The sequence below is a fragment of the Bradyrhizobium sp. JR4.1 genome, assembly GCF_040548605.1.
GTDB lineage: Bacteria > Pseudomonadota > Alphaproteobacteria > Rhizobiales > Xanthobacteraceae > Bradyrhizobium > Bradyrhizobium canariense.
In genome coordinates this window covers 18,390-45,121 of record NZ_JBEPRY010000010.1, presented here as the reverse complement: position 1 = coordinate 45,121, position 26,732 = coordinate 18,390, and the positions used below count along the sequence as shown (strand labels likewise).

25 protein-coding genes are annotated in these 26,732 nt (G+C 65.0%); 14 read left to right on the top strand and 11 right to left on the bottom strand.

What is annotated here, in order from left to right:
- Positions 1–11 precede the first annotated feature (11 nt).
- From ABIB90_RS20560 to ABIB90_RS20505, 12 genes are all read left to right on the top strand, one after another.
- A complete protein-coding gene (locus ABIB90_RS20560; protein WP_354164656.1) occupies positions 12–986 on the top strand; it encodes an NAD-dependent epimerase/dehydratase family protein in 975 nt (324 codons plus the stop codon).
- Positions 986–1,735, top strand: a complete 750-nt coding sequence (locus ABIB90_RS20555; RefSeq protein ID WP_007593107.1) for an SDR family oxidoreductase — start codon at positions 986–988, stop codon at positions 1,733–1,735. Before ABIB90_RS20560 ends, ABIB90_RS20555 begins: the two co-directional genes overlap by 1 nt.
- Positions 1,732–3,168 (top strand): NAD(P)-binding domain-containing protein, encoded by a 1,437-nt coding sequence (locus tag ABIB90_RS20550; RefSeq protein ID WP_354164659.1) that lies wholly within the window; start codon positions 1,732–1,734, stop codon positions 3,166–3,168. The genes ABIB90_RS20555 and ABIB90_RS20550 overlap by 4 nt, the downstream gene beginning before the upstream one ends.
- A gap of 119 nt (positions 3,169–3,287) precedes the next feature.
- Positions 3,288–4,907 (top strand): ABC transporter substrate-binding protein, encoded by a 1,620-nt coding sequence (locus ABIB90_RS20545; protein ID WP_007593103.1) that lies wholly within the window; start codon positions 3,288–3,290, stop codon positions 4,905–4,907.
- A gap of 29 nt (positions 4,908–4,936) precedes the next feature.
- Positions 4,937–5,971 carry an ABC transporter permease gene (locus tag ABIB90_RS20540; protein ID WP_007593101.1) on the top strand — a complete coding sequence of 345 codons (1,035 nt, stop codon included), beginning with the start codon at positions 4,937–4,939 and terminating at the stop codon, positions 5,969–5,971.
- Positions 5,968–6,816: an ABC transporter permease gene (locus tag ABIB90_RS20535; RefSeq protein ID WP_007608569.1), complete on the top strand. Its 849-nt coding sequence runs from the start codon at positions 5,968–5,970 to the stop codon at positions 6,814–6,816. Before ABIB90_RS20540 ends, ABIB90_RS20535 begins: the two co-directional genes overlap by 4 nt.
- A complete protein-coding gene (gene nikE / locus ABIB90_RS20530; protein ID WP_354164664.1) occupies positions 6,813–8,483 on the top strand; it encodes a nickel ABC transporter ATP-binding protein NikE in 1,671 nt (556 codons plus the stop codon). Before ABIB90_RS20535 ends, nikE begins: the two co-directional genes overlap by 4 nt.
- A 141-nt stretch (positions 8,484–8,624) precedes the next feature.
- A complete protein-coding gene (locus ABIB90_RS20525; protein ID WP_219681063.1) occupies positions 8,625–10,226 on the top strand; it encodes an ABC transporter substrate-binding protein in 1,602 nt (533 codons plus the stop codon).
- A gap of 17 nt (positions 10,227–10,243) precedes the next feature.
- Positions 10,244–11,185, top strand: coding sequence for an ABC transporter permease (locus ABIB90_RS20520; RefSeq protein WP_007593093.1), 942 nt, complete (start codon positions 10,244–10,246; stop codon positions 11,183–11,185).
- Positions 11,182–12,105, top strand: a complete 924-nt coding sequence (locus tag ABIB90_RS20515) for an ABC transporter permease (RefSeq protein WP_007593091.1) — start codon at positions 11,182–11,184, stop codon at positions 12,103–12,105. Before ABIB90_RS20520 ends, ABIB90_RS20515 begins: the two co-directional genes overlap by 4 nt.
- Positions 12,106–12,124: 19 nt before the next feature.
- Positions 12,125–13,114, top strand: a complete 990-nt coding sequence (locus ABIB90_RS20510) for an ABC transporter ATP-binding protein (protein ID WP_007593086.1) — start codon at positions 12,125–12,127, stop codon at positions 13,112–13,114.
- The gene (locus tag ABIB90_RS20505) at positions 13,111–14,103 is read left to right on the top strand and encodes an ABC transporter ATP-binding protein (protein WP_007593084.1); all 993 of its coding nucleotides are present in this window, start codon (positions 13,111–13,113) and stop codon (positions 14,101–14,103) included. Before ABIB90_RS20510 ends, ABIB90_RS20505 begins: the two co-directional genes overlap by 4 nt.
- A 179-nt stretch (positions 14,104–14,282) precedes the next feature.
- Here ABIB90_RS20505 and ABIB90_RS20500 read toward each other — a convergent pair whose 3' ends face one another.
- The 11 genes from ABIB90_RS20500 to ABIB90_RS20450 form a co-directional block, all read right to left on the bottom strand.
- A complete protein-coding gene (locus ABIB90_RS20500; RefSeq protein WP_007593082.1) occupies positions 14,283–14,570 on the bottom strand; it encodes a YciI family protein in 288 nt (95 codons plus the stop codon).
- A gap of 80 nt (positions 14,571–14,650) precedes the next feature.
- Positions 14,651–15,625, bottom strand: a complete 975-nt coding sequence (locus tag ABIB90_RS20495) for a sugar ABC transporter substrate-binding protein (RefSeq protein ID WP_354164671.1) — start codon at positions 15,623–15,625, stop codon at positions 14,651–14,653.
- Between the two features lie 42 nt (positions 15,626–15,667).
- On the bottom strand, positions 15,668–16,645 hold the full coding sequence (locus tag ABIB90_RS20490; protein WP_007593078.1) for an ABC transporter permease: 978 nt from the start codon (positions 16,643–16,645) through the stop codon (positions 15,668–15,670).
- A complete protein-coding gene (locus ABIB90_RS20485) occupies positions 16,642–17,592 on the bottom strand; it encodes an ABC transporter permease (RefSeq protein ID WP_007593077.1) in 951 nt (316 codons plus the stop codon). Before ABIB90_RS20485 ends, ABIB90_RS20490 begins: the two co-directional genes overlap by 4 nt.
- A complete protein-coding gene (locus ABIB90_RS20480; protein WP_007593075.1) occupies positions 17,585–19,111 on the bottom strand; it encodes a sugar ABC transporter ATP-binding protein in 1,527 nt (508 codons plus the stop codon). Before ABIB90_RS20480 ends, ABIB90_RS20485 begins: the two co-directional genes overlap by 8 nt.
- Positions 19,108–20,502 carry an FAD-linked oxidase C-terminal domain-containing protein gene (locus ABIB90_RS20475; RefSeq protein WP_007593073.1) on the bottom strand — a complete coding sequence of 465 codons (1,395 nt, stop codon included), beginning with the start codon at positions 20,500–20,502 and terminating at the stop codon, positions 19,108–19,110. Before ABIB90_RS20475 ends, ABIB90_RS20480 begins: the two co-directional genes overlap by 4 nt.
- Positions 20,503–20,555: 53 nt before the next feature.
- Complete coding sequence (locus ABIB90_RS20470) at positions 20,556–21,440, bottom strand: intradiol ring-cleavage dioxygenase (protein WP_007593071.1); 885 nt, start codon at positions 21,438–21,440, stop codon at positions 20,556–20,558.
- A 15-nt stretch (positions 21,441–21,455) separates the two neighbouring features.
- Entirely contained in the window at positions 21,456–22,358 is a 903-nt protein-coding gene (locus ABIB90_RS20465) for an NAD(P)-dependent oxidoreductase (protein WP_007593070.1), read from the bottom strand.
- A gap of 20 nt (positions 22,359–22,378) precedes the next feature.
- Entirely contained in the window at positions 22,379–23,752 is a 1,374-nt protein-coding gene (locus tag ABIB90_RS20460) for an amidohydrolase family protein (RefSeq protein WP_354164681.1), read from the bottom strand.
- Positions 23,753–23,756: 4 nt separating this feature from the next.
- Positions 23,757–24,836: a maleylacetate reductase gene (locus ABIB90_RS20455; protein WP_354201291.1), complete on the bottom strand. Its 1,080-nt coding sequence runs from the start codon at positions 24,834–24,836 to the stop codon at positions 23,757–23,759.
- Positions 24,833–25,156: a Dabb family protein gene (locus tag ABIB90_RS20450; RefSeq protein ID WP_007593067.1), complete on the bottom strand. Its 324-nt coding sequence runs from the start codon at positions 25,154–25,156 to the stop codon at positions 24,833–24,835. Before ABIB90_RS20450 ends, ABIB90_RS20455 begins: the two co-directional genes overlap by 4 nt.
- Positions 25,157–25,264: 108 nt before the next feature.
- Between ABIB90_RS20450 and ABIB90_RS20445 the strand changes: the two genes are divergently transcribed.
- A complete protein-coding gene (locus ABIB90_RS20445) occupies positions 25,265–26,188 on the top strand; it encodes a LysR family transcriptional regulator (protein WP_007593066.1) in 924 nt (307 codons plus the stop codon).
- Positions 26,189–26,231: 43 nt separating this feature from the next.
- The gene (locus ABIB90_RS20440) at positions 26,232–26,699 is read left to right on the top strand and encodes a MarR family winged helix-turn-helix transcriptional regulator (RefSeq protein ID WP_219681073.1); all 468 of its coding nucleotides are present in this window, start codon (positions 26,232–26,234) and stop codon (positions 26,697–26,699) included.
- Positions 26,700–26,732 lie beyond the last annotated feature (33 nt).

The following is a 26,732-nucleotide window of genomic DNA, read 5'->3' as shown; positions in this document are numbered from 1 at the left end:
GATCGCGCGCGATGAAGATCGTCATCTTCGGCGGTACCGGCTTTGTCGGCCTCAATGTTGCGGAGGCGCTACTCGCGCGCGGCCATGACGTCACGCTCTATGACCGTAAGCAATTGCCGGCGGGAGCGGAGCGATCGTTTGCCGACTATGGCGAGCGGTGCACGGTTGTTCAGGGTGAGATCACTGACGTCGAAAGGATCGACGCGCTTCTAAAGCAGAGGTTTGATACGATCGTCCTTGGCGCCGCCATAACCGCCGGGGATCAGCTCGAACGAACCACCACCTCGAGTATCTTTGAGATCAACGTGATGGCTCAGATCCCGATCTTGAGCGCGGCGGTCCGCCGTGGCATTCGGCGCGTGATTAATCTCTCATCCGCTTCCGCCTATGGCGCTGCGGGGCAGCGTCATGCGGTGCTGGACGAGGAGACGCCCTGCGATCCCGTCTCTTTCTACGCGATTAGCAAATTCGCCTCGGAACGATCGGTGGCTCGGCTCGCCGAGTTGTGGGATGGTGACTTTCTCAGTGTGCGTTTGAGCGCGGTGTTCGGTCCGTGGGAACGGATCGGCAAGGTACGGGATACGCCGAGCCTTCAGTTTCAAATCCTGGCCGAGTTCGCCCGCTGCGGGCTGGCGCTCATGCCGGGCGCGGGCGTCAAGGACTGGATTTACGCCCTCGATGCCGCTGAAGCCGTGGCCGTCTTGATCGAAGCTGAGCGGCCGCGCCATCGGCTCTACAACATCTCCGGCGGCGGAACGTGGTCCGCGCTGCAATGGGGCGAGACCTTTGCGGCGTTGCATCCCGGCCTGCAATGCCGGCTGGCGGCACCGGGAGAGAAGACCTTCATCAAGCTCCATGGGCCGGATCGTGCGCCGCTCTCGGTCGCGCGGATGGCGGAGGAATTCGGCTGGCGCGCGCGGTTCGGGTGTACCGAGTCCGCCGCAGCCATGAGCGCCTGGTGGACGCAGCACAAGGAGAGTCTCTGATGCGGCTGCAGGGGCGCACGGCCATCATTACGGGCGCAGGCTCCGGCATCGGCCGCGCCAGCGCGAAGCTGTTTGCCGACGAAGGCGCGCATCTCGCTCTGGTCGATCGCGATGCCGCGGGGCTTGAGGAGACGCTGATCCTGGTGGGCGAGGCAACGACCTATGTCGGTGACGCCGGCGATGCCAGTTTTGCCGAGACCGTAGTCGGCGATGTCGTGGCCCGGCACGGCCGGCTCGATATCCTGATGACCGCCGCGGGCTTTTCCTGCGGCGGCACGGTGCTGACCACCAGTCCCGAAGATTGGGATGCGGTGTTCCGCACCAATGTCGGTGGCACCTGGCTGTGGGCGCGGGCGGCCGTGCCGCAGATGCAGCGGCAGAAGGGCGGCTCGATCATCACGCTGGCATCGCAGCTTGCGATCGCCGGCGGCAAGGGCAACAGCGCCTATATCGCCGCCAAGGGCGCGATTATCGGCCTGACGCGGACGATGGCGGTGGACTTTGCGACCGACGGCATTCGCGTCAACGCCATTGCACCCGGTGCGATCGACACGCCGATGCTTCGCCGCAGCTTTGCCCGTCACGCCAATGCGGACGAGGTGCGCGAAACCTCCCGCAATCGACATGCCATGAAGCGGTTCGGTCAGGCCGAGGAGATCGCGCAAGCGGCGCTGCATCTCGCAAGCGATGCGTCCTCATTTACCACCGGCACCGTGATGGTGGTCGACGGAGGCTGGCTCGCGGCATGAGCGATACACTGACAGAGCTCGAAGCTGACGTTCGCGCCGATCTCGCGCGGATCGCGCATCCCGGTGCCGCCTGGCTCGAACCGAAGACGGGACCGGACGGCAAGCCGGCGCTGGATGTGCTCGTGATCGGCGCCGGCCAATCCGGCATCGCCATCGGCTTCGGCCTGATGCGCTCCCGTGTCAGCAACATTCTGCTGCTGGACAAGGCCGAGGAGGGGATAGAAGGCCCGTGGCTCACCTATGCCCGCATGCCGACGCTGCGCAGCCCAAAGGATTATACCGGTCCTGACCTCGATATCCCCAGCCTGACCTATCAGTCCTGGCATGAGGCCCGCTTCGGCAAGGAGAGCTGGCAGACACTCGACCTGATCCCGCGCGGGCACTGGGCTGAGTATCTGCTCTGGCTACGGCGCACGATCGGCCTGCCCGTGCGCAACGGCTGCGAGCTCCTGGAAATCCGGCCGGCCGCAGACGGGTTGCTGGCCGCACGCGTGAAGCGTGGCGATGGCGTCGAGACGCTCCATGCGCGCAAGATCGTGCTGGCGACGGGGCAGGAGGGAATGGGGAACTGGATGATCCCCGAGCCGCTGAGCCATCTGCCGATGAGCTCGGTCGCAACAGTCGCCGACGACATCGATTTCAAAAACCTGCGCGGCAAGCGCGTTGCTGTAATCGGCGCCGGAGCATCGGCCTTCGACAACGCGGCAACCGCGTTGGAAGCGGGCGCGACCGAGGTGCACCTGCTGTGCCGTCGTGCGCAGATCCAGGTAATCCAGCCCTATCGCTGGCTGACCTTCCGCGGCTTCCTGCGTCATCTCAGCGATCTCGACGATGCCTGGCGCTGGCGCTTCATGCGCACCATCCTCGACATGCGCGAAGGATTTCCGCAGCCGACCTATGATCGCTGCGCGCGCCACGCCAATTTCACATTGCACGAGGGCGCGCCGATCGAGGCGGCCCGCGAGACCGGCAAGGGCATCGAATTGCAGACGCCGCGCGCCGCCATCGCGGCGGATTTCGTCATCTGCGGCACCGGCATCGACATGAACTTTGCCGGGCGCGGCGAACTCGCCACATTCGCCGGCAATGTCGCAACCTGGGCGGACCGCTACCAGCCCCCGGAGACCGAGCGCAACGCGCGGCTCGGCCGCTTTCCCTATCTCGCCGACGATTACGCCTTCACCGAGCGCGTCGCGGGCGAGACGCCGTGGATCTCGAACATCCATCTCTTCGCCATCGCCTCCACCATGAGTTTTGGCCCGTCGGGATCGTCGATCAACGCGATGACGACCGCGGTGCCGAAGCTGGTGAATGGCCTGACGCGCGGCCTGTTCCGCGCCGATGTCGAACGGCACTGGGCCTCGCTTCGCGCCTATGACGTGCCGCAGGCCGTGGTCACGCGGCCAGCGCGAAAAATGGAAGAATCGCGATGATCGTCCATGCGCCGCCGCGACAAAGCGTCCACAACAGCGCATCATGAGACTGGCGCGCAACTTGCTTCTTTCTTAACCTGTCCTGTCGGCGTTCTTGTCGAGATCTTTGGGGAAAACCAATGCGTATTGTGTCTTTCAGGTCGGCATCCTCCGTGCTCGCCACCACCGCGTTGTTGCTCATCGCCACTGCGCCTTCGCAAGCGCAGACCAGGGCCGAGACGTTGCGCTATGTCACCGGCGCATCCGTCAACACGCTCGATCCCAACATCCCGGGCTCGACGCGCGAATCCTTCGCGCTGAGCATGAGCACCTACGACCGCCTGGTGGCGTTCGGCCGCAAGCAGCTCAACGGCAAATGGGTGTTCGATCTCGACAAGATCACCGGCGAACTCGCCGAATCCTACGACGTCAGCCCGGACGGACTGAAGCTGACGTTCCGTCTGCGCAAGGATGCCAAGTTCCAGGACGGCTCGCCCGTGACCGCCGAGGACGTGAAATGGTCGCTCGACCGCTGCGTCACCGCGCCGATCCTTGGCAAGGCACAGTTGCTGACGGGATCGCTGACGTCGGCCGACCAGTTCAAGGTGATCGATCCCCTCACGATCGAAGTGACGCTGCCGAAGCCCGACAAGCTCGCGCTGCCGAATCTCGCGACGGTCTACCCGCTGATCATCAACTCGAAGGTCGCCAAGGAGCACGCGACCCCAGAAGATCCCTGGGCCACCGCTTGGCTGAAGGAGCACACTGCCGGCAGCGGTGCCTATGTGATCGAGAGCTTCAAGCCCGGCGAGCAGGTGATCATCAAGCGCAACGAGGACTGGAACCGCGGCTCGCCCAACAAGCCGGCCTTCTTCAAGCGCGTGATCGTGCAGTCCGTGCCGGAGCCCGCGACCCGCGCCAATCTTGTCGAGCGCGGCGACGCCGACCTCGTCGTCGATCTCCAGGCCAGCGACGTGCAATCGCTCGAGGCCAAGGGCAAGCTCAAGGTGATCTCGACGCCGCAATACAATTCGATCACCTTCGTCTCGATGAACAACCAGATCCCGCCTTTCGACAACGTCAACGTCCGCCGCGCCATCGCTTTCGCGCTGCCTTATGAGGATATGTTCAAGGCTGCCCTGTTCGGTCGCGGCGCGCCGCTGTTCGGTGCGACATGGCCGGATGGCAAGCCCCTAAACGGGATCTATCCGTTCCAGGCGCCGGTGAAGACCGATCTCGACAAGGCGAGGGAATATCTGAAGGCCGCGGGACTCCCGGAGGGTTTTTCAACCACCTTCAGCTTCAACGTCGGCCAGGCCTCGACCGCGGAGCCGATGGCGGCCCTCGTGAAGGAATCGCTTGCCAAGATCGGGATCAAGGTCGACATCCAGAAGCTGCCGGATGCGCAGATGTCGACGCAGATCAACGAGAAGAAGCTGCCCCTGTTCACGGAAGGCATCGTCGCCTGGCTGCCCTCGACCGATTACTTCTACCGCAACTTCTACACCGGCAATCAGCGCTGGAACTACAGCTCGATCAACAATCCGGAACTGGCGACGATCGCGCAGGAAGCGCGCTTCGAGCCCGACAAGGCCAAGTACGAGGAGGATGGCCGCAAGCTCAACGCGATCCATTTCAGCGAGATGCCGCAGATCCCGCTGTGGCAGCCCAATCAGGACGCCGTAATGGCGGCCTCGATCGAGGGCTATACCTACGAGTTCCATCGTCAGGTCGACTATCGCGACGTCAGCCGCAAGTGACATCCGAAAAATTGGAGGAGCTCTGAAAGGTGATGACCGGTCTTGGTGCGACGGTGGCGCGGGCGGGGAGGCGGCTTTTGTCGTCGCTGCCGGCGTTGTTCGGCGTGCTGGTCTTCACCTTTCTCCTGATGCGGGTCCTCCCCGGAGATCCCGCGGTGTTCTTCGCCTCTGGGCCCAATGCCGGCAAGGAGGAGATCGAGCAGATCCGCAAGCAGATGGGGCTCGACAAGTCGGTGCCGGAGCAGCTGGTGTTCTATCTGTCCGATATCGGCCGCGGCAATCTAGGCCGCTCCATGATGACCGGTCAGCCCGTGCTCAAGGATTTGCGCGAACGATTGCCGGCGTCCCTGGAGTTGACCTTCACGGCGCTCCTGATCGCGCTGATCGCGGCGGTGCCGCTCGGCGTGGTCGCAGCCTTGAAGCCGGGATCGCTGGTCGATCACGGCGTGCGGCTGTTCTGCGCGCTCGGTGTCTGCGTGCCGACCTTCGTCTCGGGCCTGCTGCTGATCTATGTGTTCTACTATCTGCTCGGTCTTGCGCCTGATCCGACCGGGCGGATCGACGTCTTCACCTCGCTGCCGCCGCAGCGCACCGGATTCCTGTCGATCGATTTCCTGCTCGCGGGAGACATCGAGGGCTGGTGGGCGGCCTGCAAGCAGCTGATCCTGCCTGCGCTGAGCATGGCCCTGTTCGTGATCGCGCCGCTGGCGCGGATCACGCGTGCCTCGATGCTGGTCTCGCTCGGCAGCGATTTCGTGCGCACGGCGCGCTCGGTCGGATTGTCCTGGCAGAAGGTCGTCGTCACCTATGCGCTGCGTAATGCGATCCTGCCCGTCATCACCATTGCCGGCATCGTGTTCTCGACCATGCTTGGCGCCAATGTCCTGGTGGAGAAGGTGTTCTCCTGGCCGGGCGTTGCCTCCTACGCGCTCGACGCGCTGCTATCGTCCGACTATGCGCCGGTGCAGGGTTTCGTCCTGCTGATGGCTGGCATCTTCGTGCTGGTCAATCTCGTCGTCGACATCTGCTACGGTATCGCCGATCCCAGGGTGTCGATCGGATGACCAGCGCAACCCTCCGCCATTCGGTCTGGATTTTGCGCGGCAACCCGCTGACCGGTGTCGCCGCGGCGGGTGTCCTGCTGTTTGTCCTGGTCGCGATCTTCGGACCGTGGCTGGTGCCCTATGATCCCGTCGTCTCCAATGTCTCGGAGGCCCTGCAACCGCCGAGCGCGGCGCATCTTGCCGGCACCGACCAGCTCGGGCGCGACGTGTTCAGCCGCCTCGTCGTTGCGGCACGCCTCGACCTTGCCATCGCGGTCTCGGCGGTCGGCATCTCCTTCGTGATCGGCGCCGTCGTCGGCTCTTTCTGCGGCTATGCAGGCGGCAGGCTCGACCGTTCGGTCGGCCGCTTCGTCGACGTCATGATGGCCTTTCCGCTGTTCGTTCTGGCCATGGCGATGGTTGCGGCGCTCGGCAACCGGATCGAGAACATTGTGATTGCGACCGCGATCATCAATCTGCCGTTCTACATCCGCTTCGCGCGCGCCGAGGTCAACGTCCGGCGCAATGTCGGCTGGGTGGAGGCGGCGCGTTCCTGTGGCGAGAGCCATTTCTCGGTGGTGCTGCGCTTCCTGCTGCCGAACATCCTGCCGGCGATGGCGGTGCAGATCTCGCTCAACCTCGGCTGGGCGATCCTGAACGCCGCCGGCTTGTCCTTCATTGGCCTTGGCGTCAAGCCGCCGACACCGGAATGGGGCATCATGGTCGCGGAGGGCGCCCGCTTCATCTCGACGGGGCGGTGGTGGCTGGTGGCCTTTCCGGGCCTCGCGTTGATGATGGCCGTGCTGTGCTTCAACCTCCTCGGTGACGGGATGCGGGACATTCTCGATCCGCGCATGCGCACATGAGCGAGGACTTGCTCAGGATCGACGATCTCCACGTTTCGTTCTCGACGCGGCGCGGAATGGTCGAGGCCGTGCGCGGCGTGACGCTCAAGGTCGAGGCCGGCGAGATGCTTGGCCTCGTCGGCGAAAGCGGATCGGGCAAGTCGGTCACCGGTTTTGCCACGACGCGGCTCCTGGATCCGGCCGGGCGCGTCACCGGCGGAAAAATCCTGTTTCGCGGCCAGGACGTGACAAAACTCAGGGGCGACGATCTCCGTCAGCTCCAGGGCGCCGCGATGTCGATGATCTTCCAGAACCCGCGCGCGGCGCTCAACCCGATCCGCGCGATCGGCCTGCAGATCGCGGACGCGATCCTCACGCACAAGCGGATATCGAAGGACGCCGCCCGCGCCGAGGCGCTGGAGCTGTTGCGCGCCGTCCAGATCCGCGACCCCGAGACGCGGATGAACGCCTATCCGCACGAGCTCTCCGGCGGCATGTGCCAGCGCGTGATGATCGCGATCGCGATCTCCTGCAATCCCGCGCTCTTGATCGCCGATGAGCCGACGACCGGGCTCGACGTCACCACGCAGAAGGTGGTGATGGACCTTTTGGCGGAGATTGCCGCCGCGCGCGGCATGGCGACGATCCTGATCACGCACGATCTCGGGTTAGCGGCGCGATATTGTCGCCGTATCGCGGTGATGGAGCGCGGCCGTATCGTCGAAGAGGCTAGCCCCAGGACGCTGTTCGGCGCACCGCAGCACGCCTATACCCGGCGTCTGGTGGCGGCGTCGCCGACCTCGACCTCCGGGATCGCGGACCTCGTAACGGAAGAGGAGCGGGAAGGCTACGCGGCTGTCGTCAGCAGGCCCAGGCAGGAGCCCGTTCACGGGACTCCGCCGCTGCTGGAGGTGCGCAAGCTCGCAAAACGCTTCGACGAGGGCGCTGCGGCGGTGGCGGACTTCTCCATGACGATGGCCGGCGGCGAGAGCGTCGGCCTCGTCGGCGAATCCGGCTCCGGCAAGAGCACGACGTCGCGCATGATCTGCCGCCTGATCGATCCGAGCGAGGGCGAGATCGTGTTCGACGGGCAGTCGATCGGGCACGTGGCGTCGCGCGACTTTCATCGCTCGCGCTTCCGCAAAGACATCCAGATGGTGTTCCAGGACCCGAACGAGAGCCTCAATCCGCGCTTCACCGCCTTCGATTGCATCGCCCATCCGCTGATGCGGCTCGATCGTATGCGTGGGGGCGATGCGCTGCGCAAGCGGGTGGAGGATTGCGCCGAGCGTGTGGGGCTGCAGCTGGATCTGTTGCCGCGCTTTCCGCATCAGCTCTCCGGCGGCCAGAAGGCGCGCGTCGGCATCGCGCGCGCCATCGCCTGCCGGCCGCGGCTCCTGGTGCTGGACGAGCCGACCGCCGCGCTCGACGTATCCGTTCAGGCGGTGGTACTGCAACTGCTCGATCGTCTCAGGCGCGAGAACGACATCGCGCTGCTGTTCGTCAGCCACGATCTCAACGTGGTGCGCATGCTTTGCGATCGCACTATCGTGCTGCGCAATGGCGGCATCGTGGAGCAGGGCGAGAGCCGGGCGCTGTTCGACAATCCCAAGACCGACTACACGCGCAAGCTCGTCGAGGCGATTCCGCATATCGAGACCGGGCCAGTGCTGGCGGCTGCGCTTTGAGGTCTCGCCCGGCCCAAATGGTGCGGATATCCCGCTGGCGAAGGTCCGGTTAGTGGCATACCATTTGCACGCCAATGAGCTCTGGTTTCACCTGTTCTTGGCCAACGATGGCCGGCATCACGGCACTATTGGGAGGATTTCATGGATCGCAGGACCGTATTGAAGGGACTGGCCGGCGCGGGCGGTCTGGCATTGAGCGGCCTCTCGGCCCCGGCGATCGCACAAGGCGCCTCCGCGCGCACCCTGCGCTTCGTGCCGCAGGCAAACCTCGCCAATTTCGACCCGATCTGGGGCACGCAATATGTCGTGCGCAATGCCGCCGCGCTGGTCTGGGATACGCTCTACGGCGTCGATTCCGCGCTCCAGCCGCAGCGGCAGATGGTCGAGTCCGAGGAAGTGACCGACGACGGCACCACCTGGACGTTCAAATTGCGGCCGGGCCTCAAATTCCACGACGGCGAGCCGGTGCGGAGCAAGGACGTCGTTGCGAGTCTCACCCGCTGGGCGGCGCGCGATCCGATGGGGCTGATGCTCAAGGCACTGCAGCAGGAACTCACTGCTGTCGACGATCGCACTTTCAAATGGGTGCTGAAGCAGCCGTTCCCGAAGATGCTCTATGCGCTTGGCAAGAACAACTCGCCCTGCGCCTTCATCATGCCGGAGCGCATCGCGCAGACCGACCCGTTCAAGCAGATCGGCGATTATGTCGGCTCGGGGCCGATGAAGTTTGCCAAGGGCGAGTGGGTCCCCGGCGCGAAAGCCGTGTTCGAGAAGTTTGCCGACTATGTACCGCGGCAGGAGAAGGCGTCGTGGCTCGCCGGCGGCAAGCAGATGCTGCTCGACCGCGTCGAATGGATCGTGATGCCGGATCCGGCGACCGCCGCGGCCGCGTTGCAAAACGGCGAGATCGACTGGTGGGAGAACCCCATCGCCGATCTCGTCCCGGTCCTCAAGAACAACAAGAACATCAGCGTCGACATCGGCGATCCGCTCGGCAATGTCGGCTCGTTCCGCATGAACTTCCTGTATCCGCCCTTCAACGACGTGCGGGCGCGGCGCGCAGTGCTGATGGCGATGAGCCAGGAAGACTATATGCGCGCGCTCGTCGGTGACGACAATTCGCTGTGGAAGTCGCTGCCCGGCTTCTTCACACCGGATACGCCGCTCTACACCGAGGCGGGCGGCGAGGTCCTCAAGGGCAAGCGCGATCTTGACGCTGCCAAGAAGCTGCTCGCCGAGAGCGGTTATTCCGGCCAGCCGGTGACCTGCCTGGTGGCGCAGGACCAGCCGATCACCAAGGCGTTCGGCGATGTGACCGCCGATCTCTTGAAGAAGCTCGGCATGAATGTCGACTTCGTCGCGACCGATTGGGGCACGGTCGGCTCGCGTCGCGCGCAAAAGACGCCGCCCGGACAGGGCGGCTGGAACATGTTCCACACCTGGCATGCGGGTTCGGACTGCATCAATCCGGCGCCCTATACCGCCATTCGCGCCAACGGCGACAAGGCCTGGTTCGGCTGGCCGAACAGCCCCGGCACGGAAAAGGAGGTCACGTCCTGGTTCGAGGCCAAGGGCCTCGACGAGGAGAAGGCCGCGGTCGCTCGTCTCAACAAGGTCGCGCTCGAGGACGTCGTCTACGCGCCGACCGGCTTCTTCCTCAGCTACACGGCCTGGCGCAAGAACGTCTCCGGCATCACAAAGGGGCCGCTGCCGTTCTTCTGGGGCGTGTCGAAATCCGCATGACCTTGCGCTGAAGCCAGATGCTATCCTACATCCTCCGGCGTATCGCCTCGACCTTGCCAGTGATGGCCATCGTCGCGCTGTTCGTGTTCAGCCTGCTCTACATCGCGCCGGGAGATCCCGCCGTGGTGATCGCGGGCGATCAGGCAAGTCCGGAGGATGTGGAGCGCATCCGGCAGAGCCTCGGCCTCGACCGACCCTTCCTGATCCAGTTCGGCAGCTGGGTCTGGCGCATTCTGCACGGCGATCTCGGCACCTCGATCTTCACCAATTTGCCGGTCTCGACCATGATCGGGCAGCGTCTCGGGCCGACGCTGTCGCTGATGATGGTCACGCTCCTGCTCACGATCGTGGTCGCGGTGCCGCTCGGCGTGCTGGCGGCCTGGAAGGCGGGAAGCCTGATCGACCGGGCCATCATGGCCTTTGCCGTGTTCGGCTTCTCCCTGCCGGTCTTCGTCGTCGGCTATGTCCTCGCCTACGTCTTCGCGCTGGAGCTCGAATGGCTTCCGGTGCAAGGCTATACGCCGCTCGCCCAGGGCGTCTGGCCCTGGCTGCAAAACCTGATCCTGCCGGCGATCGCGCTCGGCTGTGTCTACATCGCGCTGATCGCCCGTATCACGCGCGCCACCATGCTCGAAGTATTGCAGCAGGATTATATCCGCACCGCGCGCGCCAAGGGCCTCGGACAGGGCGGCATCCTGTTCGTCCACGCGCTGAAGAACGCGGCGGTGCCGATCGTCACGGTGATCGGCATCGGCATCGCGCTGCTGATCGGCGGCGCGGTCGTCACGGAAAGCGTTTTCGCGATTCCCGGCCTCGGCCGGCTCACGATCGACGCGATCCTGCGCCGCGATTATCCCGTAATCCAGGGCATCGTGCTGCTGTTCAGCTTCGTCTACGTCCTCGTCAATCTGATGATCGACGTCATTTATACGCTCGTTGACCCGAGGATCCGCTATTGACCGATACGACCGTCAATCCGCAAGCGCTGCCGGCGGGCTTCGTCCTCGCGCCGCAACTGCCTGAGATCCTCCGGCCGGTTACGATCCGGCGCGGCTTCGTCGGGCTGCTGCGCGGCCATCCCACCGTTGCCATTGGCGGCACGTTGCTGCTGTTGCTCGTCCTGATCGCGATCTTTGCGCCTTATCTTGGAACGGTGGATCCGACCGCACTTGCGCCGGCCAAGCGGACCCGCGCACCGTCGGCGCTTTACTGGTTTGGCACCGACGTTCTCGGCCGTGACATCTATTCACGCGTGCTGTTCGGCGCGCGCGTCTCGCTCACGGTCGGCTTGTCCGTTGCGATCTTCGCCTCCGCGGCCGGTCTCGCCATCGGCATCGTCTCCGGCTTCATCCGCTGGGCCGACGGCATCTTGATGCGCTTCATGGACGGCCTGATGTCGATCCCGCCGATCCTGCTGGCGATCGCGCTGATGGCGCTGACACGCGGCAGCGTCGGCAACGTCATTCTCGCGATCACCGTCGCCGAAATCCCGCGCGTCTCCCGCCTCGTGCGCAGCGTCGTGCTCTCGCTGCGCGAGCAGCCCTACGTGGATGCGGCAGTGGCCTGCGGCACGCGCACACCGATGATCATCCTGCGCCATATCCTGCCCAACACGCTGGCGCCGATGCTGATCCAGGCGACTTACATTTGTGCCAGCGCGATGATCACCGAGGCGATCCTGTCCTTCATCGGCGCTGGTACGCCGCCGACCATTCCGTCCTGGGGCAACATCATGGCCGAGGGGCGGGCGCTGTGGCAGGTCAAACCCTACATCGTGTTCTTTCCGGCGGCCTTCCTGTCCGTCACCGTGCTTGCCGTGAACCTGCTCGGCGACGGCCTTCGCGATGCGCTCGATCCGCGCATGGCCAAGAGCCTCTGATGTCAAGGGGCTGATCACGATGGCGCTGCTCGAAGTTGAGAACCTCCAGACCCACTTCCGGACGCCCAGCGGCATCAACCGCGCGGTTGAAGGCGTGTCGTTCCATGTCAACGAGGGCGAGACGCTCGCGATCGTCGGTGAGTCCGGCTGCGGCAAGTCGGTGACCTCGATGTCGCTGATGCGGCTGATCCCGGAACCGCCGGGAAGGATCGCCGGCAGCATCCGCTTCGCGGGCAAGGACCTGCTGCAAATGTCCGACCGCGAGATGCGCGCGATCCGCGGCAACGACATCTCGATGATTTTTCAGGAGCCGATGACCAGCCTCAACCCGGTCCTGACCGTCGGGCGTCAAATCCGCGAGACGCTGATGATCCACCAGGGCCTGGACAAGCAGGCCGCAGAGGCGCACGCCATCGAGATGTTGATTCTGGTCGGCATTCCCGAGCCGAAGCGTCGCGTGCGCGAATATCCGCATCAGCTCTCCGGCGGCATGCGCCAGCGTGTCATGATCGCCATTGCACTCGCCTGCAATCCAAAGCTTCTCATTGCCGACGAGCCGACCACCGCGCTCGACGTGACGATCCAGGCGCAGATCCTGAAATTGATGCTGGACCTCAAGCACCGGGTTGGCGCAGCGATCATCCTGATCACCCACGATCTCGGCGTCGTCGCCGAGATCGCCGAGCGCGTCATGGTCATGTATGCCGGCCGCAAGGTCGAGGAGGCGCCGGTGGCGGAACTGTTCCGATCGCCGCGTCATCCCTATACGCAGGGCCTGCTCGGCGCAGTGCCGCGGCTCGGCTCGTCGCTGACCGGCACCGCGAGACGGCTGGCTGAAATTCCGGGGCAGGTGCCTGATCTGCGCAAGCCCATCGTCGGCTGCGTCTTCGCCGGACGTTGCGCGCTCGCGACCGATCTCTGCCGGCAGTACGCGCCGGGGCTCGAAGAGAAGGGGCCACGTCACGTCGCGGCCTGCCACTATGCGGCCAAGGGAGCGGTCGCGGCATGAGTCCCCCGCTGCTCCAGGTCAACGACCTCAAGAAGCACTTCCCGGTCAAAAAGGGCCTGTTCAGCCGCAAGTCCGAATGGGTCTATGCGGTGGACGGCGTGTCGTTCGAGATCGCGCGCGGCGAGACGCTCTCTCTGGTCGGCGAGTCCGGTTGCGGCAAATCGACGGTCGGCCGTGCGATCCTGCGACTGTTCGACATCACGTCGGGGCAGGTCATCCTCGACGGCCAGCGCATCGACGACGCCCATCCGAGCACGATGCGCCAGATGCGCCGCCGTGTGCAGGTGGTGTTCCAGGACCCGTTCTCGAGCCTCAATCCGCGCATGCGCGTGCGCGACATCCTGGCCGAGCCGATCCGCAATTTCGGGCTCGCCAAATCCGCAATCGACCTCGAGACCCGCGTGACCGCGCTGATGGACACCGTGCGCCTGCCGCGCGAGGCGTTGAACCGCAGGCCGCATGAATTTTCCGGCGGCCAGCGCCAACGCATCGGCATCGCGCGGGCGCTCGCCGCCGAGCCCGAGCTGATCGTCTGCGACGAGGCGGTCTCGGCGCTCGACGTCTCGGTCAAGGCCCAGATCGTCAATCTGCTGCAGGATCTCCAGCGCGAGTTCGGCCTGGCGCTGCTGTTCATCAGCCACGACCTCGCGATCGTCGAGCACATGACCCATCGCGTCGCGGTGATGTATCTCGGCAAGATCGTCGAGGTGGCGCCGCGCTACGAGATCTTCGCCGCGCCAAAGCATCCTTACACCAAGGCGCTGCTCTCGGCGGTCCCGCTGCCGGAGCCGGGGGCCCAGCGCAATCCGATCATCCTCAAGGGCGACGTGCCGAGTCCGATCAACCCGCCGAGCGGGTGCCGCTTCCACACCCGTTGCCCGCTCGTGTTCGATCGCTGCCGGACCGAGGAGCCGACATTGCGCGCGGCCGGCCCCGAGCAGTGGGTGGCCTGTCATCTCGAAGAAGGTGCCGCGGTGGCGAGCGGCTAGCCGTTGGGGCCGCGGCGAAGCTCTGGATCGAGGCGTAGGGGCGACAATCGGGCAAGGATGGCACTCCGCTCCTGTTCTGCCCGACGAGTCAAAGACGTTTGCGACGAAAATTCATGTGTAAAAACAACCCCGTTCTTACTGTGCATGGGGTTGTTTTCGCGTTTTTGTTGAGCCGCCTTTCAGCCTTGGCGGCGCAGGAAGCCCGTGATCGTGACCTTGTCCCAGATGTCGGCCGCCGCAAACGGATCGGCTCGGTTGAAAGCCTCGACCTCGCTGCGGCCAGGCGCCTCGATCAGGAACAGGCTGCCGATCATGGTCGCGCCGTCGTCGGAGACCAGCGGTCCCGACATCACGATCTCGACGCTGAAGCGCGAGGTGTCGCTCAGGAAAGCCTTGTGGGCGTCGTAATTGGCGAGCCGGGTCGGCAACGCCCCGGCGCGGTCGACGGCGTGAATGGCGAACAGCATGATGGTCTCCGTTTATGTCTCGTTTTCTTGGGACGGCCGCGGCTGCGGCCGTCCGGGCTTGTCGCGATGGGTGCGCCTGGTTACTTGCCGCCGAGCTTGCTGGCTTCCTCGAAAGTCGGGCAGCTCCGTTGCTCCAGCGGCACGTCGAACGGCTGGTAATTGTCCTTGGTGATCACGGTCGGCTTCAGCACGATCTCGGCAATGACGGGCTGGTTGCGCAGGGAGCGGATCGCCATCATGGTGCCAAGGCATCCCTGAAAAAATCCGTTGTAGTCGCCGCTCGCGAGCAGCTTGCCGGACTTGATCGCGTCGATCGCTTCCTTGGTGCCGTTGATGCCGATCACCTGCGCCTTGCGGTTGGCGCCGTCGAGCGCCTCGATCGCACCGACGGCCATGGCGTCGTTGGCGGCGAGCACGCCGTCGATCTGCGCGTTCGACTGCATCAGATTCTCCATCACCTGGAGCGCCTGGAGCCGCTGGTAGTTGCCGGGCTGCGAGGCCAGCAGTTTGGCACCGGCGTTTTCCTTCAGTGCGTCGTTGAAGCCGCGGACGCGGTCGACATTGGTCAGCGAGCCCTTGACGCCCTCGATGATGACGATGTTGCCCTTGCCGCCCAGCGTCTTGAGCAGGAAGCGCGCGGTCTCGAGCCCGAGGCTGTAATCGTCGGCGCCGACGAAGGACAGGAACTTGCCGCCGGCGGAGCGGTCGGTGATGTTGACGACGGGGATCTTGGCATCGTTGATCTTCTCGACACCCGGCACCATCGCCTTGTAGTCGACCGGCGTGAAGACGATGGCGCTCGGCTTCTTCACCACGACGTCCTCGATCTGGCTGAGCTGCTCGGGAATGCTGTCGGGCTTGGTCGGGATGTACTGCAGCGTCTTCGCGTTCAGCGTCTTCGCCATGTTGTCGGCGCCGACCCGCACGGTCTGGAAGAACGGGTTGGTCTGGTTCTTGGTGAAGACGGCGATGGTCTCGCCGTCGGCTCGCGCTTGCGTGGTGAGCGCGGGCGCCATCAGCAGCGGCAGCGCCAAATAACCCAGTGTCTGTTTCATGTTGCCTCCATCCCTCATTTTGCTTGTTGGTCGTTCAAGAACTCATTGCGCGCGGCGGCGGGTCTTCATGTCGAGCCAGACCGCGAGAATGACGATGATGCCGGTGACCAGCGGCTGCCAGTTGGCGCTGACCGACAAGAGGTTCATGCCGTTCAGCACCAGCGTCAGGATCAGTGCGCCGATGAAGGTGCCGAACACGGTGCCGACGCCGCCGAACAGCGAGGTGCCGCCGATCAGCACGGCGGCGATCGCGGGCAGCGTCAGGCTTTCGCCGATATCGGCCTCGGCCGAATTGAGCCGCGACAGGAAGATGATCGAGGCGAGCCCCGCCATGGTGCCGGAGACGGCGTAGACCAGCAGCAGGCGGCGCGCGACCGGAATGCCGGAGAGCCGCGCCGCAACCGGATTGGCGCCGATCGCATAGATCTCCTGGCCCCAGATCGTTCGCTGCGCAAACAGTGTTCCGATCCCGAGGAACACCAGCAGCAGGTAGACCGGGATCGGCAGGCCGAACAGATAGCCGCTGCCGATCTGGCGGAAGCCTGCCGGAAAGCCGTGAAGGGTTTCGCCCGCCATGTACCAGTAGGTGAGGCCGTTCAGCACCCAGAGCATGCCGTAGGTGGCGATGAAGGAGGGGATACGAAGCGCGGTGACCATGACGCCGTTGAGCAGGCCGACGATGCCGCCGCAGGCAAGCCCGGTGAGAATGCCAAGCGCCGGCGAGCCGGTCTTGTGGATCACGGTCCCGGCGATGCAGGCGGACAGCGCGACATTGGCGCCGACGGAGAGATCGAGGCCCGCGGTCAGCACCACCAGGGTCAGGCCGGAGGCGATGAAGAAGGTCAGGCTCGCCTGCCTGAGCACATTGAGGATGTTGCCGAGGCTCAGGAAGGAATCGCTGAGCACGGCAAGCACCGCACAGATCAGCAGCGCCGCAAGCAGGCGATAGAACAATTGGATCGCATCCTGCGACAGGAACGAGCGCGGCGGCGCGATGGCCTCTTTGCTGATGTCGGTCATGCGCGGCTCCTGAGCCCGTCGAGGAACAGCGCGACGATGACGAGCACGCCGACGCTTGCGACCTGCACCGAGGACGGCAGCGAGATCAGGTTCAGCCCGTTGCGCAGCACGCCCACCGAGAGCACGCCGAGCACGGTGCCGAGCAGCCAGCCATTGCCGCGCTCGAACGACGTGCCGCCGACGGCGACGGCCGCGATCGCATCGAATTCGAGACCGAGGCCGGCCGTCGGGTGACCGGAATTCATCCGCGCCGTCATCAGCAGGCCGGCAATGCCGGCCATCGCGCCACCGATCGCATAGACCATGATCAGCAGACGGTTGGGTGACAGGCCGGCATAGCGCAGCGCCTCCCGGTTGCCGCCGAGCGCGAAGATGTAGGTGCCGAAACGGGTGTGATAGAGCAGGCCGTGAAACGTTGCATAGGTCACCAGCGCCATCACGATCGGCACGGGAACGCCCAGCAGCGTCGCCGAATAGATGTCGCGTACGCTGTGGGGGATGCCGACCACGCTCTGGCCGTCGCTGACGATCAGTGACAGGCCTTGCGCCATGCCAAGCGTGCCCAAGGTCGCGACGAAAGGTGGGATGCCCACGATGGCGACCAGCCAGCCGTTGGCGAAGCCGAAGGCTGTGCCGACGAGAAGCCCGGCACCGAGGCCGAGCGACATCGAGTGGGTGGCGAGCGAGACGATGGCGACGCAGAGCGAGGTCAGGGTCAGCACCGCGCCCATCGACAGGTCCAGCCCCTCGGTCATGATGATCAAGGTCATCGGCAGCGCGAGCATGGTCAGGATCGTCGACTGCACCAGCACGTTGGAGAGGTTGGCGACCGACAGAAAACCGGGCGCGATCGTGCTGAACAGCGCGATCAGCAGCACCAGCACGATGGCAACGCCGGGAATGCGTTGCAATGGATTGGGTTGAGAGACGACTGCGGCCTCACGCATGATGCATCCCCAGTCGCACGATGTTCTCCTCCGTCAGCTCGTTGCGCGCGAGGTGCCCGGCGACACGCCCCTCGCGCATCACATAGGCGCGGTCGCAGACATGGCAGATCTCGACCTGTTCGGACGAGATCATCAGCGCGGCCGCGCCTTCAGCGACAAGTCGGTCGATCAGGGCGAAGATTTCGGCCTTGGCGCCGATGTCGATGCCCCGGGTCGGCTCGTCGAAGATGAAGAGCTTCGAGCCGGCAGCGAGCCACTTCCCGATCACGACCTTCTGCTGATTGCCGCCGGAGAGCAGACCGACGGTCTGGCGCGCGCTGGGCGTCGCAATGCGCAACTGCCGGATCAGGCCGTCGGCAGTGCGCTGCGCGCTGCGTTGATCGAACAGACCGCTCGGAAACAGCTTTCGCAGCGCCGACACCACCAGATTGTCCCCCACCGACCGCAACAGTGCGAGGCCCTCGCTCTTGCGGCTCTCCGGGATCAGCGCAATGCCGCAGCGGGCGGCAAGATCAGGCTCGCCGGAGATAGTCTTGCCGTCGAAGACGATCTCGCCTGATGTCACGGGATCGGCCCCGAAGATCGCGCGCGCGACCTCGCTACGACCGGAGCCGACCAGGCCACACAGGCCGACGATCTCGCCCCGCCGCACCTCGATGTTGATGTCCGAGATTCCGGTGGAGGCGCTCAGGCCCTTGACCTCGAGCAGCACTTCGCCGGGTTCGTCGGCAAAATTGCGCGGGTAGGTCATGTCGACATTGCGGCCGACCATCATGCGGACGAGCTGGTCCGGCGTGACGTCGGCCGGGCGAACGCCGTCGATGCGACGACCGTCGCGCAGCACGGTGATGCGGTCTCCGAGCGCGAACACCTCCGCCATGCGGTGCGAGATGTAGACGATGGAGACGCCGTCGGCCTTCAGCCGCGCGATTAGCGCGAACAGCAGCTCGGTCTCGCGATCGGACAGTGCTGCGGTCGGTTCGTCCATCACGAGGATGCGGGCGTTCTGGCTGATCGCTTTGGCGATCTCGACCATCTGCTGCTGCGCCACCCCTAACTTGTCGACGATGGTTGACGGGTCGATGTCAAAGCCGATCGTGCCAAGCACGCGCGCGGCGTCGGCCAAAATCTTGCGGCGGTCGATGGTGCCGGGGATGCGGCCCTTCGGCTCGCGGCCGAGAAAAATGTTCTGGGCGATATCGAGATGGGGGACCAGCGAGAATTCCTGGAAGATCACGGCGATGCCGAGCTTCTGCGCGTCTGCGGCCGAGTTGATCGCGACCGGCTCGCCCTTGAAGTAGAACTCGCCGGCATCGGCGCGATAGGCCCCGCACAGCACCTTCATCAGGCTCGACTTGCCGGCGCCGTTCTCGCCCAGCAGCATATGGACTTCGCCGGGGAAGACGGCAAAGGACACGTCATCCAGCGCCTTGACGCCAGGAAACTCCTTGCTGATGCCGCGCAGCTCGAGGAGCGGGACAGGCGAGGAGGGCTCGACGGCCAATGCGGCGGTGCTCATGCCTGCGCTCCGCTTGCAAAGATCTTTCCGGGATTCATCAGGCCCTTGGGGTCGAGCGCGGTCTTGATCGATCGCATCACATCGACGGCCTCGCCGAGTTCATCAGCGAGATAATCGATCTTGCCGAGCCCGATGCCGTGCTCGCCGGTGCAGGTGCCGTCCATGGCAATCGCGCGGGCGACCATGCGAGCCTGGAGCGCCTTGGCGCCTTCGACTTCCTCCGGCCTTGCCGGGTCAATCAGGATCAGCATGTGGAAATTGCCGTCGCCGACGTGGCCGACGATCGGCGCGATGAACCCGCGCCCGTCCGCGTCGCGCCGGGTCTCCGTGAGGCATTCCGCCAGTCGCGAGATCGGCACGCAGACATCGGTGATCACGGCACGCGCGCCGGGGCGGAGGCCCAGGCCGGCATAGAGCGTGTTGTCGCGGGCGTGCCAGAGACGGCTGCGATCCTCCGGTGCCTTCGCCCAGGCAAAGCCATGGCCGCCATGGTCGGCGGCAATGGCCTGTGCGGCCTCGGCCTGCTCGGCGACGGAAGTCTCAGAACCATGGAATTCGAAGAACAGGGTCGGGGCTTCGCGATAGCCGAGCTTCGCATAGGCGTTGATGCCGCGCATCATGACGTCGTCGAGCAGCTCGATGCGCGCCACGGGGATCGCGGACTGGATCACGGAGATCGCGGTGTCCACGGCGTCCTGCAGGGTGTCGAAGCTGCAGACCGCGGCCGAGATCGCCTGCGGCACGGGATGCACCTTGAGCGTGATCTCGGTGATGACACCGAGCGTGCCCTCGGCGCCGACGAACATGCGGGTCAGGTCGTAACCGGCGGCCGACTTGCGCGCACGCCGGGCGGTTCGGATCACGCGGCCGTCGGCCAGCACCACCTCCAGCGCCATGACGTTGTCCTTCATGGTGCCGTAGCGCACCGCCATGGTGCCGGAGGCCCGCGTGGACGTCATGCCGCCGATCGAGGCGTCGGCGCCGGGGTCGATCGGAAAGAAAAGCCCGGTGCCGCGCAGCGCCGCATTGAGCTGCTTTCGTGTGATGCCGGGCTGGACCACGACGTCCATGTCGCTCTCGTGCACCGTCAGCACCTTGTTCATGCGTGCGAAGTCGAAGCAGACTCCCCCCGCGACCGCGGCCGCATTGCCTTCGAGCGAGGTCCCGGCGCCGAACGGAACGATGGGCATGTTCGCGCCCGCGCATAGCTTGACGATCTCCGCGACCTCCTGCGTGGTTTCAGGGAATACGACGATGTCTGGCGGCAGGCTGCGATAATGTGACTCGCTCTGCCCATGCTGATCGAGCACGCCACGCGCGACGCTCGCGCGCGGGCCGATCAAGCCTGTGAGGCGATCGGCCAATATGCCCGTGCTGACCCGTGGTCCCATCCTTGCTCCCTGTCTTGCCCTGCCGGACTCTTGTTGGTCCGCCGTCGTTCAGCTTAGGCGGCTCTTGCGCTGCTTGCGACCTGCTTCAGGCCGAAATCATAGTTGAGATGAAAATACTCGCTGTCCACCATGCGACCATCGGGCGCACGACCTGGCGGGCACCGCACAAATTCGCGGATCAGGCTGTCCTTGACGCCGAACACCACGTCGCTGTCGAGATACTGGTCGCCGGCCACGAACACATGGGTCACGAGTTGCTCGAAGCCGGGCGCCGAGATCATGAAATGCACATGCGCCGGGCGCCAGGGATGGCGGCTCTGGACCGCCAGCATGTCGCCGACCGTGCCGTCATGCGGGATCGGATAGGCGGCCGGCTTGATCGACCAGAAATTGAATCGGCCATTCTGGTCGGTGTGGAAGCGCGCCCGCATCGCAAGATCGCCGATCTTGTCGAGCTGCTGCACGTCGTAATAGCCGTCGTCGTCGGAATGCCAGACGTCGACGACCGCGTCCGCGAGCGGCCGTCCGTCGACAGTCGACACCGAGCCGGTGACGAGCATCGGATCGCCCTCCATCGGGCCGGAGATGTCAGCGCCGTTGTCTTTCTCGGGCGAGGCCTGCACGAAGAACGGACCGAGCACCGTGGTTTCGGTCGCGCCTTCCGGCACCGGATGGTTGATGGCGTCGACCAGCATGGAGACGCCGAGCGCGTCCGACAGCAGGATGAACTCCTGGCGCTTGTCGTCGCACATCTGGCCGGTGCGGGTCAGGAAGTCGATGCCGTATTCCCATTCCTTCTGGGTCGGCCGCACCTCGCGGACAAAGGCATGAAGGTGGCGCACCAGCGCTTCGCTGACCTGCTTGATGCGCGGATCGGTTGCGCCCGCGATCCGCTCCAGCACGGCGTCGGTGATGGTGTTCTCGTTGAAATTGCGCATAGATGCCTCCGTAACTCAGAGTTTGGGCTCGCCGAGGCCGGACAGCCGCTCGATGTGTTTGACAGTCGCGATGAAGTCAGCGTCGCCGTCGCCTTGCGCGACCAGCGAGCCATAGGTCTCCCGCACTTGGGCGGCGAGCTGAAGCGGCACGCCGACCGCGTGGCCGGCGCCGAGGATCAGATCGAGATCCTTGGCCATCTGCCTGCAGGAAAAGGTCGAGTCGAAATCGCGGTTACGCAGCGGCGCGGTCTTGTACTTCACCATCGGTGAGGCCACCGCGCTGTCGTCGAGAACTTTCAGAATGTCCTGCCAGCCGATGCCGCCCTTGCGCGCCAGCGCCAGGCTTTCCGCCATCATGGCGGCCGAGACAGCGATCATCAAATTGACCGCAAGCTTCGCATATCGCGCTTCCTCGCCGGGCCCGAGATAGGTCTGGGCGCGGGTGAAGGCGGCGAGCAGCGGCTTTGCGTTTTCGTAGGCGTCCTTCGGGCCCGAGACGAAGCAGCTCAGCGCGCCAGTGTGGACGATGCTGGCATTGCCCGAGACCGGCGCACGCAGGTAGAGGACACCGCGCGCCTGTGCGGCGGCGTCGACCTCTGCGGACGCCTCGACGCTCACAGTGCTGGTCTCGACCAGGACAGATCCAGCCGCCATCGCGGCGATGAGGCCTGTTGGGCCGAGCAGTGCGCCGCGCAAGGCAGCGTCATCGGGTAAGGACGTGATGATCGCGACCTTGCCGCCCACGGCCTCCGCCGGCGAAGCGGCAATCGAAATGCCTTGCGCGCGCGCCTCGTCGAGCCGTGTCGTGCTCCGGTCGAACGCGGTCACGGCATAACCGGCCTTGGCGACGAGCACCGACATCGGCAGGCCCATCTTGCCGATCCCGATGAAAGCGACGTTCTTTGGCGTGTCAGTCATTGTTGTTGTCCTTGACGCCCTCAGGCGGCGTGTCCCTGTCGTTCGATGTCGTGCACCAGCCGCCGGCCGGATTGCGCGAGCAATTGCTTTTTCGCCTCCAGACCGTCGGCCAGCAACCGTCCATTCCGCTTCTTCCACACGCCGCCGATCATCACGGCCTCGATATTGGCGAGGCTCGTTTGCATCACCACGGTGGCAACGGGATCGTGCACTGGGACGAGGTTGAGATCGGAGCAATCGATGATGACGAGGTCGGCGAGCTTGCCCGGCGTCAGTGAGCCGATCTGGTGCTCGCGACCGAGCATGCGGGCGCCTTCCGTCGTAATCCAGCGCAGCGCCTCGCGGACGGGGATCGTGGTCGTCGCTGGAATGGTGCTGGTGACCTTGCGCGACTCGGCGTTGTCGAGCGCCCGCTGCATCGAGAGCGCAACGCGCGCGGCGGAGAAGAGGTCGCCGGCCAGCACGGATTCCAGATCGATGCCGATGGTCGGCCGCACGCCGCGCTTGAGCAGCCGTCCGGTGATCGGGAAGCCGTGGCCCTGGACCATCTCGTTCTCCGGCGTCACCGAGAAGGAGACGCCGAGGTCGACCATCCGGTCCAGGAGATCGTCAGGCAGGTCGTTGCCATGGACGATGTTGATTCCGGCGCCGACGAGGCCGGCCCCGATCAGCTTCTCCCAGCCACCAGGCGTCTTGGCGGGACCACCGCCCTGATGCATGGATGCGATCAGCTTGAACTCGCGCGCCATGCGGAAATCGTGCATGGCGACGTCGAGCGTCGAATAATGCGGGCCGAGGATCGCGAGCCCAAGTGTGACGAGGCCGTCGCGGTCGGCGAGGGGCCCCGCCAGCAGTCGCTCGACCTCACGGCGTGGATGCGGGATTTCCGAGAAATGCGGCTCGCCCGGTTTCGGTTCAGGTTTGGGCGAGCCGTGGAAGAAGGCCGCGCGGATACCGCTCTCGATCAGGCCGCGCACGGCGGCGTCGGTATGATCAGGCGTCGGATTGTTGTGGCACCAGTCGACCAGCGTGGTGGTACCTTGGTTGATCTGGTTCAGCGCGCCCACCAAGGTCGCGATATGGATGTCCTCGGGCCCGAACACCGTTGCGAGCCCGGCATGCATGCGGCGGAAATATTCCAGCAGCGTCCAGTTGGCGGCATAGCCGCGTAGACCCGTCTGCCAGGTGTGCATATGGGCGTTGATCAGGCCGGGGATGACGATGCGCCCGGTGCCGTCGATGATCTCGGCCTCAGTCGCGCCGCTGCCGAGATCGATCGATGGACGCAAATCAACGATGCGGTTCCCCTCGATCAGCACATCGCCGCCGGGTAAATCGCCGATCGCGTCATCCATGCTGATGATGACCGCGGATTTGATCAGCGTGCGCCGCATCGAATCAAACTGCCGCTCTGATGGCGCCGGGCGGCTCACCGGCCCAGGCGCGCGCGATCAGGTCGCGGATGGCGTCGCGTTCGAGCGGGCGCGGGTTCCAGTAGGCGTTGGTGACAGCAAGGTCCGCGGCCTTGTCGATGCCGCCTTCGGGCATGCCGATGTAGCGCAATGCGACCTTCGCACCCAGCCGCTTCGCGAGCTCGAAGAGTCCTTGCGATGCATCGGCGGCGCCGATTGCGCGTGAGATCCGCGCCATCGCGTCGGGCACGGCCGGCGCGTTGTAGGCCAGCGCATGCGGCAGCACGATGGTATGGGTCTCGGCGTGCGGCAGGTCGAAGGTGCCGCGGAGCGTGTGGCAGAGCTTGTGATGCAGCGCCATGCCGACGGTGCCGAGGCAGACGCCGCACAGCCAGGCGCCATAGAGCGCTTCGGTGCGGGCCTCGCGATCGTCGCTTTTCGTGGCAATCGCGGGCAGGGCGCGGGCGAGCGCGCGGATGCCTTCCTCCGCCATCAGCGACGTCACCGGATTGGCATCGCGCGCATAGAGCGCCTCCACCGCATGCGCAATCGCGTTGATGCCTGATGTCGCGGCCAGGCTCGCCGGCAGAGTCAAAGTGAGATCGACATCATAGATCACCGTCTCCGGCAGGATGGCGGCATCGCGCACCGTGGTCTTCAGGCCGTTCTCGGTCTGGCCGACAATCGGCGTCATCTCCGAGCCGGCATACGTCGTGGGAATGCAGAGCTGGTTGATTCCGGTGCGCAAGGCGAGCGCCTTGCCGAGCCCGGTCGTGGATCCGCCCCCGAGGGAAATGACGCAGTCGGCCTTGCACGCCTTCATCGCCGCGAGCGCCCGCTCCGTGACCTCGACCGGCGTGTGCATGGTCGCGCCGGGAAAGATGCCGGCGTAGAGCGGACCGAGCGCCGCGCCCAGCTTTTTGCCTTGCGCCTCCTGCTGCGGCGTCGTCAGTACCAGCGCGCGCTTGCCGCCGAGCCGCTCGACCTCGGCCTTGGCGCCAGCCAGCGTTCCGCTGCCGAACACGACGCGGCAGGGCAGGTTTTCAAAGGTGAACGAACCGATCATGTGCCGGTCTCTTTGATGGGATAATCGACCTGGAAGCGTCCGATCCGCAAGTCGCCCAGCGCCTCGCGCACGCGCAAATGTTCCGGGTGGGTGGCATAGGCCGCGAGCGCAGCGTGGTCGGTGAATTCGGAGAACAGCACGACGTCGCAGGCGTAATCGACATCACTGACATCGAGCCCGACTTCGATATGGGTGAGGCCGTCGATCCGTCCGCGCAAGCCCTCGAACAGGGTCTTGACCTTGACCCGGGCGGCGGAACGCTCCGCGGGCGTCTCCCCGCGCAGCCGCCACATCACGATGTGCCTGATCGGGCCCGACATTTCCCTGTTTCCTCGCCTGCTATCTTGCTTGTGTTTGGGCCATTTTGACTTGCGGGATACGGAAATAAAGGTCAATAATCGCAAGTCTCTTTTCCTGTTTGCGAAAAAATGGACCGCCTGCTGCAATTGGAAGTGTTCGCCAAGACGGCCGAGCTCGGCAGCCTGTCCAAAGCTGCCGAAGCGCTGCGCATGTCGAATGCGGCCGCGAGCCGCCATCTCAGCGCGCTCGAGGAGCGCCTTGCGGTCCGGCTGATCGAGCGCAACACTCGTCGGCTGTGGTTGACGGAGGCGGGGCAGGAGTTGCTGGAGCGCTCGAGCCGGGTTTTGAGCGAACTGGCGGAGGCCGAGGACATCGTCAGCGATCGCGCGCTGTCGCCGCAGGGCACGCTGCGGGTCACGAGCTCGCTGTCCTTTGCGGTGATCTATCTGGCGCCGATGCTGCCGGCCTTCCGCGCGCGCTATCCGAAGCTCAACATGCAGATCACCACCGCCAACCGGTATTCCGATTTCATCGAGGCCGGCATCGACGTGGCGATCAGGACGCGCGAGCAGGAGCCGGATTCGAACATCATCGTCCGCCGCATCGGCCAGATGAGGCGTGTGCTCGCGGCTGCGCCCTCATATCTCGCAAGCTGCGGCGAGCCGGAACAGCCCGTCGATCTCGCGCGCCATAACATGCTGGTCTACAATCTCGCCAACGATCCTTATTCGCTGCGCCTGCGCAGAGGCAACGGCGCGCAGACTGTCCGCGTCACGCCGACGCTCGACAGCAATGACGGCCAGGTCATCCGCGGCGCCGCGCTGGCGGGGCTCGGCATCCTCATCCAGCCGCTCTATATCGTGCAAAGCGATATCGCGGCGGGCCGTCTCGTCCAGGTTCTGATGGACTGGGAGCTGCCGCTGCTGACGATGAACATCGCCTACCAGAACCGTGCCGGACTGCCCGCCAAGATCAGGGTCTTTTCCGACTTCCTGGTCAGCCACATCCGCGAGCATTCGCAGCCGGGGATCTGGATCGACGCGGCGAAGTGAGCGACATTTTCGAATTCAGGCGGCTTTGCAGAAGGCACATCCATTGAAAGCCAGGACATCCGGCACCGCATGGCGGCATGCCAACATCGGTCGGCTGCTCAACAACGCAGTGCGGCGCTTCGAAGGTCGTGTGCTCGAACTGATGAGCGAGAAGGGGCATGGCGAAACGCGGATCGCGCATGTCGGCCTCACACGCAATCTCGACGTGGAGGGGACCAGACTGACGGAGCTCGCCCGCCGCGCCTCCATGAGCAAGCAGGCGATGGGCGAGCTGGTCGATCAATGCGCCGATCTCGGCCTGGTCGATCGCATCGCCGATCCCACCGATCGGCGCGCGCGCATCGTCATGTTCACGCCGGCCGGGCGCAAATGGCTCGATGCGTTCCGCGACGCGGTCGACGTCGCCGAGCAGGAAATGCGCGCCGAGCTCGGCAAGGCCACGATGGATGCGATCGTGAAGGGGCTGGCGGTCTATGGCGCGACGTTCGACACGCTCGACGACATCAGATAGTCAGGCTCCTTGACGATATCGTCAGGCGACCTT